This is a genomic window from Providencia sp. M-27, from assembly GCF_011077905.1.
Taxonomy (GTDB): Bacteria; Pseudomonadota; Gammaproteobacteria; order Enterobacterales; family Enterobacteriaceae; genus Providencia; species Providencia huaxiensis.
This window is the reverse complement of record NZ_JAALBT010000007.1, coordinates 131,423-145,592: the sequence shown is the minus strand read 5'-3', so window position 1 is coordinate 145,592 and position 14,170 is coordinate 131,423. Positions and strand designations below refer to the sequence as shown.

The following is a 14,170-nucleotide window of genomic DNA, read 5'->3' as shown; positions in this document are numbered from 1 at the left end:
ATTGACATCAATCTAAAAAAACAGGCGACTAGTCTAGTGCCGCACCGACTTTGGCGCAAGAAATAAGCGCAAAATCGCACAAAAAAACACCATTATTTAACAAATATTTTGTTAGTAAAAAATTCTGTACGCTATTTATCCATTCAAAGAATGAATTATTTCAATTTTACTCAACTTTTATGACACATTAACTTCCGTCTTTTTTCTTTTTCTTTTTCTACTAAATAAATATACCCCATGAATTTCGAATTAGAGCAAGGCAGCAAGCAAATTGATCCCTAGGAGCATACATCAGTATGTGACTAGGGTCGGTTTGTGCAGCTAACACGGCTATAATTTGAAAGGCATCGGGTATATCATAGAAGGATGAATTACCTAGCTCACCTCCACCTGGCCCACCTCGCTGACAGCTCCTTGCTCGGCAACATCATGGCTGACTACGTCCGCGGTAACCCTACGGGCCTTTATTCATCCGACATTGTCTCTGGTATCTTTATGCATCGAGCCGTCGACCGCATTACAGATACCCACCCTTTAGTCAAAGAAGCTAAACTACTGTTTCGCGAGGAATACCGTCGGGTCGCTCCTATTACATTAGATTTAGTTTGGGACCATTTTTTATCTTTGCATTGGTCAACTATTGAGCCATCAATACCGCTAGCGGACTTTGTACGGGACTGCCGAAAAATAATTGAGCCTCAGCTTTGTCATACCCCTGAAAAGTTTCAGGAGCTAAATGAATATCTTTGGCCCCAACAGTGGCTGATACACTACGCAGATAAGAATTATATTGGAAAATCACTCAATGGAATGGCAAAACGGCGCCCCAAGCTCAGTGCGTTAAGTGGTTCATTTAACGACTTTTTATTGCAGTATGATGCGTTGGAAAATATTTTTTTTCAATTTTACCCACAAATGATGGCCAATGCGCTGCAACATTTTTTTGTACAGAGTGTCACAATTAACACAAAGGAATAAATTAAAGCTTGCACTTTAGTGGAATAAAACTATCTTATTGATATTAATTTGATAAACCAGTATTATTGATAGTCAAAACCTATCACAATAATCGGTTTAAATGTCTTTATTATCAAAAGATATTTTTCTATTCTTTTAGAAGTCTATGTCCACATTATTTATCAGTGATTAAATCATCGGTGATAAATAGACAGGACAAAAAACTTTAATTCAAACTCATAGGAGTAAATTATGGTTCTGGTAACACGTCAAGCCCCTGACTTTACTGCTGCAGCTGTTTTAGGTAATGGTGAAATTGTTGATAACTTCAACCTGAAAACCCACCTGAACGGCCGTCCAGCTGTGATCTTCTTCTGGCCAATGGACTTTACTTTCGTTTGTCCGTCAGAACTGATCGCATTCGACCACCGCTACGAAGAATTCAAAAAACGTGGCGTAGAAGTTGTTGGTGTTTCTTTTGACTCTGAGTTTGTTCATAACGCATGGCGTAAAACACCTGTCGATAACGGCGGTATTGGTGAAGTTAAATACCCAATGGTTGCTGATATCAAACGTGAAATCATCAAAGCTTACGGTATCGAACACCCAGATGCAGGCGTTGCACTGCGTGGTTCTTTCCTCGTTGACAAAAACGGCGTTGTCCGTCACCAAGTCGTTAATGACCTGCCATTAGGCCGTAACATTGACGAAATGCTGCGTATGGTTGACGCGCTGCAATTCCACGAAGAGCACGGTGATGTTTGCCCAGCTCAGTGGGAAAAAGGCCAAGAAGGTATGAATGCATCTCCAAAAGGCGTTGCTGACTACCTGACTAAAAACTCTGCAAAACTGTAATTCGTTACGCGAGTTTTTGAAAAGCGGGCATTAAGCCCGCTTTTTACTTTTTGTGAACCAAGTCTATCTTTTCTCTTCCTACTCGCAATTATTCCACTCAGTTAACAATTCTTAACTCAAATACTCAATGTTTTGTATTATTGTGTGCTATACATTAAAAACACAAATAATTAACAAATTATTCACATTGAATATTTGTGCAATAGAACACCTCAATTAACTTTAACTGGGAGATACGAATGATAAAAACATCATTACGCCCTGCGGTTCTACTTCTTTCCTTATTCCTTACCAGTCAACTATATGCCGCCTCCGAACCTGCGGTTGAAGCGAAAAAAGGCATGGTTGTTTCTTCCCAACACTTAGCATCACAAATTGGAGCGGATATTCTAAAGTCAGGCGGCAATGCCATTGATGCAGCGGTTGCGGTAGGGTATGCACAAGCGGTTGTTAACCCTTGTTGTGGCAATATCGGTGGTGGTGGCTTTATGACCATTCACCTAGCCGATGGCAAAGATTTATTCATCAACTTTAGAGAAACTGCCCCCGGTGCCGCTAGCGCAGATATGTATCTAGATAAAGATGGTCAGCTTATCAAAGATGCCAGCTTGTATGGCTACCTCGCATCTGGCGTACCCGGAACAGTCAAAGGCCTCGATTATGCCTTAGAAAAATATGGTACGATGAGCCGCCAGCAGGTGATGGCTCCTGCTATCAAATTAGCAAGGGAAGGTTTTACTCTAACCCGTGCAGATACCGATGTTCTCGACACCACAACAGAACGTTTTAAACAAGACCCAGAAGTCGCGCGTATCTTCTTAAAACCAGATGGCAGTGCCTTCCAACCAGGCGACTTATTAGTCCAAACCGATTTAGCTAACACACTAGAAAAAATTGCCAAAAATGGCCCATCTGCCTTTTATGAAGGAGAAATCCCCAAAATTGTTGAAGAAGCGTCCAAGAAAAATGGCGGGATTTTGACAGCAAAAGATTTTGCGGATTTTACCATCACAGATACAGCGCCAGTGAGCTGCACCTATAGAGGATATCAATTTATTTCAGCGCCACCTCCTAGTTCAGGCGGGGTAACTATCTGCCAAACGCTTAATATCTTAGAAGGGTATGACCTCAAAGAAATGGGCTTTAACTCTGCGGACTATATTCATACTCTTACAGAAGCAATGCGCCATGCTTACATGGATAGAAATACCTTCTTAGGTGACCCTAAATTTGTCAATAACCCGACGGAAAAATTACTGAGTAAAGCCTATGCGGAAGAGTTACGTAAAGAAATCAAACCCAATCAAGCAACGCCATCAACCCAAGTTCAACCGGGAATAGGGCCACACGAAAAACCAGAGACAACGCATTACTCTGTAGTAGATGAAAAAGGAAATGCTGTTTCAACGACTTACACGATTAATGGCCGGTTTGGTTCCGTCGTTATCCCTCCGGGGACAGGGTTCTTCTTAAACGATGAAATGGATGATTTCACCACGAAAGTCGGCGAGAAGAATTTATATGGCTTAGTACAAGGGGAACGCAACTCTATTGCACCGGGTAAACGCCCATTATCCTCCATGAGCCCGACTATCGTGACGAAAGATGGCAAGGTATTTTTAGTTCTCGGTTCACCGGGAGGCTCACGGATTATTTCAATTACGCTGCAAACCGCTTTAAATATTATCGACCATGGTATGCCGCCACAAGAAGCGGTTAATGCACCACGCATTCACCACCAGTGGCTCCCTGATGAGGTTTATTATGAGCAAAGAGGCGTTTCTAAAGACACCTTAGCGCTGCTGGACAAAATGGGATACAAGATGGTTGAACAAACACCATGGGGTGCCGCTGAATTGATTATGGTCGCGATCCCAGAAGGCGCGGGCGTCAGTGCTAAATCATCTGGTAATGATTCAGCTGTATCTGGAAAAGTACGCGAAGGCTTTATTTATGGCTCTAACGATGTACGCCGTCCAGCAGGTAGTGCAGTTGGGGTTGATTAATCGCTGTCGAAGGATCCAACCCCTTCACTGATGGGGTTGGATTAAATATGAATGGCCCTCAACTCATTAATCAGGCTTGGTTTCTTTTCTAAAAGATACAACAATTTGAGGGCTATTCCTGATGGAAACCGACGTTGTTGTTCCCAGCTACGGACCAAATCAACACTAGAACCTATCGCTTCTGCAAACTCTTGTTGTTTCATACCAGAGTGTTTACGAATAGCTTTAACATCTGGTAGTTCGAAGCGATGAATATTTTCACTAGCAGGAACTAATTCACCTTTCTCGATAGCAACCATCTCTTCTAAGCTACTCACTAAATCGTCAAAAAGCTTTTTTCCCATACCATTATCCTTATTACATAACTCATTCAATTCTATATTTTAAATAATTCGAGCGGCAGTTAGGTGATAAAGGAAGATAGACGGAAAGCATAGATAAACTATGTGACTCGGCTATCTGAGCGTAATCAACACCGCTGCAACTTGAAAGATTACGAGTATATTTAACCATTAAGCAAGCTTTTGAATGATTGCTCGTAAAATCGCTTTTTCTTGTTCATTCAAATCTTCCTTTGCGTTCTTAGTATAAATCGTAAGCAAATACAACCTACCGCTCATGGTTCTGTTATAATAGATAACCCTAACACCACCACGTTTTCCTTTATTTAAGGCTCTCCAACGTATTTTTCTACATCCTCCAGAGCGGCTTATTACGTCACCATACTCATAGTTTTCTAATAAGAAGGCCTGAAATAATTGAAATTCATTATCTTCCATAATTAGTTTACGTTGCTGACTAAAAATTCTAGTTTCAACAAACTCTAAATAATTCATTTGCACCTCCTTGCGCATTTCCTATCCAATCTACTAGTACTCCGTACTAACTTCAACAAAAAAATATCATTAGCCCCATTCAAAACGAGTTATGTAACCGCTCTGGTTACACAAAAAAAGGCCGCTAACATTAGCGGCCCTTCGATTCAATAATTGAAATTACTATACTTGTTTATGCTGCGCAGCGGGTGCCACAAACTTATCGCATAAAATCGCAATAACCATCACAACAATAGTGGGTAATACCCAGACTAAATCTTGTTTATACAGTGGCATTGCGGTCATCCATTCAGGGATATAACCTTTAAGATGATCTGACGCTTTTACCGCACCAATTAAACCAACCACAAAACTGACTAACATTGTCGGTGCAATCACTATCGTAGGGTTTTTCCACCACTTCAAAGTAAAGCTTAATAAAATTAATACGATACAAGGTGGATAAATTGAAACTAGCACCGGTAATGAGAAGGCGATTAGCTTACTTAAACCTAAGTTTGAGATCACCATAGAGAACACACCCAGGATCAGCACCAGTTTACGGTAAGAGATCGGTACATAGCGGCTAAAGAACTCTGCACAAGCACACGTTAAGCCTACAGCCGTTACCATACAAGCAACAAAGATTAATACCGCAAGGAAGAAGCTACCATAATTACCAAAAGTATATTGGACATAGGTATGTAAAATATCAGCGCCATCCGCAGGGTTTGGAATTAACGAACCACTATTCTCACCTAACTTAAACAGTGACAAATAGACCAGCGTTAATAATACCCCTGCAATTAACCCTGCCCACATAGTATAACGGGTTAATAATGAAGAATTTTCGATACCCCTTGAACGCGCAGCATTAACAATAACGATACCAAATACCATCGCACCGAGGGTATCCATTGTCAGGTAACCATTGATAAAGCCGTTCGAGAAAGCCATCTCACGGTATTCTATTGTAGAAGGGATCGGGTCCCCCGCTGGCCACATAACAGCCGCAATACCCAAAATAGCCAGAGCTAACATTTTTACAGGCGCTAAAATGTGCCCAACGCTATCGAGCAATTTTCCTGGGTATAATGAAATACCGATAACGAGAACGAAGTAAACCACGCTGTAGATCAGTAACAGCAAATCGGACTCACCACCGAATAAAGGTGCGATGCCGACTTTATAGGACACAGTTGCCGTTCTTGGTGTGGCAAATAGCGGCCCTACAGACAAATAAGCAACAACCGCTAGTAGTAACCCTGCTGTTTTGCCGACAGGCGTGCTGAGCGCTTCAATGCCCCCACCTACTTTAGCCAGCGCAATAACCGTTAAAACAGGTAGACCCACACCAGTAACCAAAAAACCTAGTGCGGCAGTCCAAACTTGTTCCCCTGCCTGCAAACCAACCATAGGGGGAAAGATAATGTTCCCTGCCCCGACGAATAACGCAAAAGTCATAAAGCCTAATGCGATGATATCTCTTGATGATAAACGATGAGCCATATTATGTTATTTTTAAGTGACAAAATAGAAAATTATGGGTTTACACTTAGCAACCCTTTGAAATATATATAGCGAGATAGAATTCTGATAAACATACTGTTAACAATATAAAAAAGTATATTTGCTTGCATCATACGAAATGAAAAGTCAAAAAACAGAAAAATTCGCCAATAACTGACAACAAGTAGAACTTTTATAGGGCAAAAAGGCAATAGCAAACCGAAAAACAAGAATAAATAACTAAACTAATTTTCAGAACTAGTGATTACTTTCAGTAAAATCCCAATACTCGTTATATGCTTTGCTCGAAAAATGAACAACTCATCTTTTTCTGGTGATTATAATTGATTATTTAACAGAGCATATAATTAACATGATGGCAATTATCAGCATTAAATATATATATTTTGAATGAAACACATAAATGCATTGATAAATAGAAATAATCCACTTCATTAATACCTTGATTATATTAATAAAGTGGATTCATTTACTCACTTTTAAGTTTTTTATCATCAACAATTAGCACTGGCGGTAAAGTAAATGAAAACTCACTACCTTTACCTAATTGGCTTGTCACCACCAATTGGCTGCTATGATGTTGTAATGCATGTTTAACAATAGCTAACCCAAGGCCAGTACCTCCACCGCCTTGGCGAGAGCGCGCTTTATCTACCCGATAAAAACGTTCCGTTAAACGAGGGATATGCTCTGCAGGTATCCCTTGCCCGTTATCTCTCACACTAAAGCGAGCCCCTTGCCCACTTCTTTGCCAATCAACCCAAATTTTTGTGCCCTCAGGCGTATGGCTAATCGCGTTATAGACTAAATTTGCCACTGCACTTCGTAATTGTTCTTCATTACCATGGACACGCAATTTTTCATCAACATGAAATTCAAACTGGTGGCGCCCTTGGCTTAAACTGAGTGCTTCTTGTTCAATCATTTTGAGAGTAACAGGGATATTCACTTGCTCATCAAGGTTAATTTGAGGAGCAACTTCGATACGTGACAACTGCAAAAGCTGTTTAACTAAGTTATCCATACGGTGCGTTTGTTCTTGCATGACATGCAGTGCTTTCTTATTAACCGCAGTCACGTTTTCTTGGTCGTCCATCACCTCAAGATAACCTTGAATAACCGTAAGAGGCGTCCGTAATTCGTGGCTCACATTTGCAAAGAAGTCCCTACGCGCCTTTTCCAAACGACGTTTTTCTGTCACATCCCGCGCAACCATCAATAACTGCCCTTCGGTATACGGCAAGATACGAAACTCAACGATTTCACCACTATTGAGCTCAATAGTTAGCGCTTGGTCATAACGCTTAATGGTGAAGTAGCGGCTAAAGTCTGGGTAACGTAATAAATTAAAAATATGCTGTCCGTTATCTTCAGGCCAACGGAAGCCGAGTAAAGCCTGAGCATGGCGATTACACCAAAAGATATTCCCTTCGGTTGTCATCATTACGACGGCATCAGGTAGTGATTCTGCACCACTACGAAACCGTTTAATTAACTGGCCTAATTCACGACGGCGTTTTCGATTACGTTGCTGCATCTGGTAGATACCATAAAATATCGGTTCCCACCCACCTCGCCCTTCGGGGGGGAGCATACTTCTATCTAACCATAACCAGTAAGAAAGCTTGAGCAAGTTATACCCATGCCATATCAGTGCAGCAAGTAGCGAGATCACTAATAGCCACGCTAGGTGGCCAATAAAAACCGATAAGATAAGGGCGGGTAAGATAAATAAAAACAGCCCCCAAATCAGCTGCTTAATCGATAAACGTTCAAGCACGCATGGCTCTCCCTTTGTGGTTTTTAGTAACGGACAGAAAAACGATAACCTGTACCACGTACAGTTTGTACCATTTTATCATGGCCTTCCGTCTCTAGTGCCTTTCTTAGCCGCCGAATATGCACGTCAACAGTTCTATCCTCCACATACACATTGGCACCCCATACATAATTCAATAGCTGTTCTCTACTATATACGCGTTCAGGGTGAGTCATAAAGAAATGGAGTAATTTATATTCAGTTGGGCCCATATCGATAGGGATTTCATTGCTGGTGACACGATGAGAGGTAGGGTCTAACATTAACCCATTCATTTCAATAATGTCTTCCGTCGCCATTGGGGAGATACGACGTAAGATTGCTTTTACCCGAGCAATTAATTCCTTCGGTGAAAATGGTTTAATAAGATAGTCATCCGCGCCAACTTCCAAACCTTTTACGCGGTCTTCTTCTTCTCCTCGTGCAGTTAACATCATGACAGGAACGTCACGTGTTGCGCTATCACGTTTCATATGTTTAATGACTTGGATCCCAGAGCCACCGGGGATCATCCAATCCAGTAGTACGAGGTCAGGTAGCGGGTCAACGAGTTGTGCAATCGCACTGTCATAATCATCAGCTTCAATAGGCTGAAAACCATTCTGTTCTAATACAAAACAAACCATTTCTCGGATGGGCGCTTCATCTTCAACAACTAGAATGCGTCTTGCCATGATTGTTCCTGTAAAATTAAGAAGACATTTAAAATGTGAAAGCATTATGCGTCACTTTTATGACAGAATTATGAATATCAATGGGTGAAACTCATATTAATCTTTATTTTAACGGTTAAATGTCATTTAAGTGAAATATTTCCGCAACATAGTTCCGCGACGACATAGTTCCGCAACATAGTAATGGGTAATAAAGTCGCAAACATCCCTCAACGAGTGATATGGATCGGGTATACTTAATTATCGAACGTTCATGCACATTATTGATGATAGGAATTGATAACTCATGCGCATTATTCATACCTCAGACTGGCACCTTGGTCAGTATTTTTTTACCAAAAGCCGTGCGCCTGAGCACCAACATTTCTTAAACTGGCTTGTGGAACAAGTGGAATTACACCAAGTTGATGCTGTCATCGTTGCAGGTGATATCTTCGATACCGGTTCGCCACCGAGCTATGCACGTGAACTGTATAATAAATTTATTGTTGATTTACAAAAAACAGGCTGCCAGCTAGTAATTTTAAGTGGTAATCACGACTCGGTTTCTGTACTCAATGAATCAAGCGCTCTACTTAGTTATTTGAATACACAGGTTATTACGTCTGGAAGTGAACCGCATGTCATTACTTTAGTAAATAAACAGGAACAACCTATTGGTCTCGTCTGTGCCATCCCTTTTTTACGTCCTCGAGATATCCAGCTCAGTATTGCAGGGCAAAATATTGAAGATAAACAACGCTCACTACAAACCGCTATTCATGATCATTACCAAGCCAGCTACCAACTCGCGCTAGAACAGCGAACCGCATTGGGGCTAGATATTCCAATTATTGCCACTGGCCATTTAACGGTTGTCGGTGCAGCCTTAACGGACTCCGTTCGAGATATTTATATTGGTACGTTAGATGCGTTTCCTTCTGGGGCTTTTCCCCCTGCTGACTATATTGCCCTTGGCCATATTCACCGTCCCCAAGTGATTGGAGGGCAAGAAAATATTCGCTACTGTGGCTCACCTATTGCATTGAGTTTTGACGAAACAGCACAACAAAAAAGTGTCTGCCTTGTTGAATTCACCGGAAGCGAATTGACTCAAATCACCCCATTGGACATCCCTATTATTCAGCCATTGCAAAGCATTAAAGGCTCCTTAAGCCAAATAGAACAGCAATTAGAAGCATGGAAAGATTACCTAGGAGATAAACCTGTTTGGTTAGATATTGAAGTTGCTTCACAAGATTACCTCGCTGATATCCAACAGCGTATTGAAGCGTTGACACAAGATCTCCCTGTTGAAGTCGTGATACTGCGCCGTGCACGTAAGCAAATACAGGGACAAAGCCAAACCTTGGCCAATGAAACATTAAGTGAACTCACCGTAGAAGACGTTTTTTTACGTCGCCTTGCCCAAGAGTCTTTAGAGGATCCTGAGCGTGAACAGCGCCTAGTGCAGCTATTTCAACAATCTTATGACGCATTACAAATGAGCAAGGAAAGTTAATATGAAGATTCTAAGTTTACGTTTAAAAAATATTAACTCTCTTCGAGGTGAGTGGAAAATTGATTTCACTGCGGAGCCATTTGTTAGCAATGGCTTATTTGCCATTACAGGTGCCACTGGTGCAGGAAAAACCACTTTATTGGATGCGATTTGCCTTGCGCTTTATCATCGAACACCGCGTTTAAAAACCATTTCTAACGCACAAAATGAACTGATGACTCGCCACACTGGGGAATGCCTTGCTGAGGTGGAGTTTGAGGTCAAAGGCAAAGCTTATCGCGCCTTTTGGAGCCAACGACGAGCAGGAGGAAAGCCTGATGGCAATTTACAACAGCCTAAGGCGGAGCTTGCAACGGTTACTGATGGTAAAATATTGACCGTAAAAATCACAGAGATAAAAGAATTAATAGCACAAATAACTGGGCTTGATTATGAGCGTTTTACTAAATCAATTTTACTCTCCCAAGGTGATTTCGCTGCGTTTTTAAATGCTTCAGAGAAAGAACGCGCTGATTTACTTGAAGAAATTACAGGCACCGAAATTTATAGCCAGATTTCAATTTATGTTTTTAATCAACACAAGCAAGCCAAAATTGACTTAGATTTGCTAAAGGCAAAGGCACAAAGCATTAATTTACTCACTGAAGCAGAACACCAAGAGTTATTAGTACAGCAAAACCATTTACTTGAACAAGAGACTCAAACCAAGCAACAGCGGGCTCGCCACCAACAAGGCGTCAATTGGTGGCAACAATATCACCAACTCACCCAGCGCATGCAATCACTTGATGATGAACTCAAAAAAAGTGAGCTTGAGTTCCAATCCGCACAGCCTCAGTTGAAAAGATTGGCTGATAGCGCCCCTGCGGAGTCGCTTCGCCCGTTATGGCAGGACGTTGAGCGCCAGCAACAACAACTCACTGAATACATAAATAAACAACAACAGCTGAAACTTAGCTTGCAAACCCAGCAAGCTGAACGTGCCCCACTGCAAGAGAAGTTGTTGAAATCACAATCCGAGTATCAACAACATCTTGATTTTGCCAAACAACAACATCAATTGATTGATGAAACTGTCAGGCCTCTGGATAACCAAATTGCACAATTGAAACAACAACAGTTTGAAATTACGCAACAAATTGAACAACAACACACAACTCTTCAGCAAAAGCAACACTTAGTTAATGAGACTCAAAGTCAGATCCAAACTGCGCACCTTGAGTTAAAGAAACACAACCTATTTCTAGAAGAACATCCAAAAGACGCCGAGCTCAATGCGCACATCGGCAGCTGGCAACAACAAGGTCATTTTATATTCGAATTAGCTGATAAACTAGTGAGTTTGCATAAAAAACAACAAATTATTTCAAATGAAGTTACACAATTACAGCGGCAACAGCAGCAGAAAACTGAAAAATTATCCCAAAAACGTCTCGAGTTAGAACACAGCACCGTCACATTCAAAAAACAAGAAGAAAGCTACAAACAAAACCAAGAAAAACATGACATTAATGCCATCAACCAACACATTGAACAGCTACAAGCACGCTTACAACATGCTAAATTATTGCCATTAATATTATCTCAATGCCTTAATGCACAAACGCAAAAACAAAAACAGATCCAAAAAGATGTTGAATTAGAACAAGATATCACCACCACGCAAAAAACATTGAGCATTGCCCTAACACGCATTAATGAATTGACGCCACTCATCAAGCTAACCAATGACAAATTACAATTAGAACAAAAAATTGTTAGCCTAGAGCATGAACGTCAGCAACTCATAGCGGGTAACCCCTGCCCATTATGCGGTGCAACAGAGCACCCTGCCGTTAACGATTATCAATCAATTCACCTCAGTGAAACACAACAACAACTCATTGAGCTTACAAATAAACTCGACCAATTAAAGCAACAACAAACTCAGTTAGAATCACAACTTTATACACAAAAACAACGCCAAAACGAAAATTTACAACAACAGCAGCAAATCAGTGAACAACTCGATGCCTTTAACTATCAATGGCAAAAGACATGTGAGCAAGCACTCACACCTGAGTTAGCCCAAAATGAACAAGCCGTTACGCTCTTTGTTAATCAATTAACGGAGCAATTAGCTACGCAACAGAAAATAGTGGCCGATATGACCGCGCTAGAGCGCGAATATCAGCAAACCAAGTATCAACTACACGAGCAACAAGCAGGCTTTACCCAATGGCAATCTGATTTGTCATTGATTGAAGAGCGTTTAAAAAACCAAACACAACAACTTGATGAGATCCAAAAAGAATATAACCAATTTCAACAGCGTAAGCAGATACAATTAGATAAATGGCAATCCACTCTTATGCCATTTAACTTAAATGTGCCTGATAAAGATAAATTCGATGAATGGGTTAACGAGATCAGCCAACGCAGTGAGCACTTCAACAACCAAAAAGTGATGGCGCAAACACTTAGCCAACAAATTGAAGTCAATAAAGCCACATTAAAAGTTGAGTTAGAACAACTCGATATTCTTACTCAACAAATTGAACAAGAAAGAAATCGTCTTAAACAAATTGAGCTAGATTTAGAGCAAAAAGCAGCACAACGAAAAACACTGCTTTCAGGTCTAACTATCAACCAATTCATTCAGAAATTGAATGACAAACAAACCATGCTTTTCCAAGCTCAGGAACAATTAAGTAAACAACTCAATGAGACTGATAAAACCATCGCGTCAATGAATGGAAGTTATCAAGCGCTCATAGATGCCAGCGAAAAAACAAAACTGGCACAAACGCAAGCCAATACCCTGTTTACTCAAGCACTTACCGATAGCCCATTTAGTGATCAACACACTTTCCTTAAGGCGTTAATAAGCCATGAAGAAAAACAACAATTGGAAGCACTAAAACAACGCATTAACCAAGCACGTATACAGTGTGAAACGCGTTATAAAGAGGGGTTACAGGCCATTGAAGTGCTAAATCAACAACGTATTACTGATTTAGCGACACTGACTGAAACGCAATTACAAACAATTGTTGCCCAACTCGATGAAGAAATTAAGCAAATAAATCAGAGACAAGGCCAGATAATTAACCAGCTCAATACCGATAAGCAACTGCGCCACCAGCAACAAGATTTACTGCAAGAAATAGAGAAAAGTCAGTTAAGTTACGATGATTGGAGCTATCTCAGCTTACTTATCGGTTCCGCTGAAGGGGATAAATTCCGACGTTATGCACAAGGCCTAACGTTAGATTGTTTAGTTTCTCTAGCTAATCAACAGCTTGAAAAACTTCATGGCCGTTATTTATTACAGCGTAGCCACCAAGCAAACCTTGAGTTACAAGTTATTGATGGCTGGCAAGCGGATAGCATTCGAGATATTAAAACGCTTTCTGGTGGGGAAAGCTTTTTAGTTAGTTTAGCATTGGCCCTAGCGCTATCCGATATGGTAAGTCATCGTACACAATTAGAATCACTCTTTTTAGATGAAGGTTTTGGTACTTTAGATGCAGAAACGTTAGATATTGCCCTTGATGCATTAGAAAGCTTGAATGCATCTGGCAAAACTATTGGCGTAATTAGCCATGTGGAAGCAATGAAAGAACGTATTCCTGTACAAATTGCCGTGAAAAAAGGCAATGGGCTTGGCTTTAGCGAACTTCCCGCACAATTTCGTATCATTTAAACCGCATAATTTAACTCAATTCTGTGACTATTCGGGGTGGGGAAAACTCCCCCCCCTAAAATTAACTGCTAATTTAAAGATAGCTAAGTTGTTTAAAAAACGAAATGCATCCGCTTTATTATTCCCTACATTGGTAGAGAAAGTTGAGCCCGCTTCAGCGTACTATTTTTGATTAATTTGATACTCTACCTAGGCGCTTTCATTCTCATCTATTTTATCCTCAATTATTTTCTATACATATTATTCTTTTGTGCTTATTAATGCAGTTCATCACCATAAATCGCCACAAAAACTAGCGTTAACATATTGATTTTAATCAAATAAAAAC

General features: G+C 40.7%; 10 protein-coding genes. 5 read left to right on the top strand and 5 right to left on the bottom strand.

Annotated features, from left to right (window positions below):
* Positions 1–366: 366 nt before the first annotated feature.
* From G6Q48_RS12045 to ggt, 3 genes are all read left to right on the top strand, one after another.
* Positions 367–978, top strand: coding sequence for an acyl carrier protein phosphodiesterase (locus G6Q48_RS12045; protein WP_166266679.1), 612 nt, complete (start codon positions 367–369; stop codon positions 976–978).
* Between the two features lie 231 nt (positions 979–1,209).
* The gene (locus G6Q48_RS12040) at positions 1,210–1,812 is read left to right on the top strand and encodes a peroxiredoxin C (protein ID WP_004905550.1); all 603 of its coding nucleotides are present in this window, start codon (positions 1,210–1,212) and stop codon (positions 1,810–1,812) included.
* Between the two features lie 239 nt (positions 1,813–2,051).
* A complete protein-coding gene (ggt, locus tag G6Q48_RS12035) occupies positions 2,052–3,818 on the top strand; it encodes a gamma-glutamyltransferase (protein WP_166266677.1) in 1,767 nt (588 codons plus the stop codon).
* Positions 3,819–3,859: 41 nt separating this feature from the next.
* Here the strand turns inward: ggt and nadS are convergent, their stop codons facing one another.
* From nadS to phoB, 5 genes are all read right to left on the bottom strand, one after another.
* A complete protein-coding gene (gene nadS, locus G6Q48_RS12030) occupies positions 3,860–4,162 on the bottom strand; it encodes a NadS family protein (RefSeq protein ID WP_004905562.1) in 303 nt (100 codons plus the stop codon).
* 168 nt (positions 4,163–4,330) lie between these two features.
* Positions 4,331–4,654, bottom strand: coding sequence for a type II toxin-antitoxin system RelE/ParE family toxin (locus G6Q48_RS12025; protein WP_164454990.1), 324 nt, complete (start codon positions 4,652–4,654; stop codon positions 4,331–4,333).
* 162 nt (positions 4,655–4,816) lie between these two features.
* Positions 4,817–6,142 (bottom strand): branched-chain amino acid transport system II carrier protein, encoded by a 1,326-nt coding sequence (gene brnQ / locus G6Q48_RS12020; RefSeq protein ID WP_166266675.1) that lies wholly within the window; start codon positions 6,140–6,142, stop codon positions 4,817–4,819.
* Positions 6,143–6,632: 490 nt separating this feature from the next.
* A complete protein-coding gene (phoR, locus tag G6Q48_RS12015; protein ID WP_102139007.1) occupies positions 6,633–7,943 on the bottom strand; it encodes a phosphate regulon sensor histidine kinase PhoR in 1,311 nt (436 codons plus the stop codon).
* Between the two features lie 23 nt (positions 7,944–7,966).
* A complete protein-coding gene (gene phoB / locus G6Q48_RS12010) occupies positions 7,967–8,656 on the bottom strand; it encodes a phosphate regulon transcriptional regulator PhoB (RefSeq protein WP_102139006.1) in 690 nt (229 codons plus the stop codon).
* Between the two features lie 286 nt (positions 8,657–8,942).
* Here phoB and sbcD point away from each other — a divergent pair, with 286 nt between their 5' ends.
* Positions 8,943–10,157 carry an exonuclease subunit SbcD gene (gene sbcD / locus G6Q48_RS12005; protein ID WP_166266673.1) on the top strand — a complete coding sequence of 405 codons (1,215 nt, stop codon included), beginning with the start codon at positions 8,943–8,945 and terminating at the stop codon, positions 10,155–10,157.
* Position 10,158: 1 nt separating this feature from the next.
* Positions 10,159–13,842 (top strand): AAA family ATPase, encoded by a 3,684-nt coding sequence (locus tag G6Q48_RS12000; protein ID WP_166266671.1) that lies wholly within the window; start codon positions 10,159–10,161, stop codon positions 13,840–13,842.
* Positions 13,843–14,170: the final 328 nt, after the last annotated feature.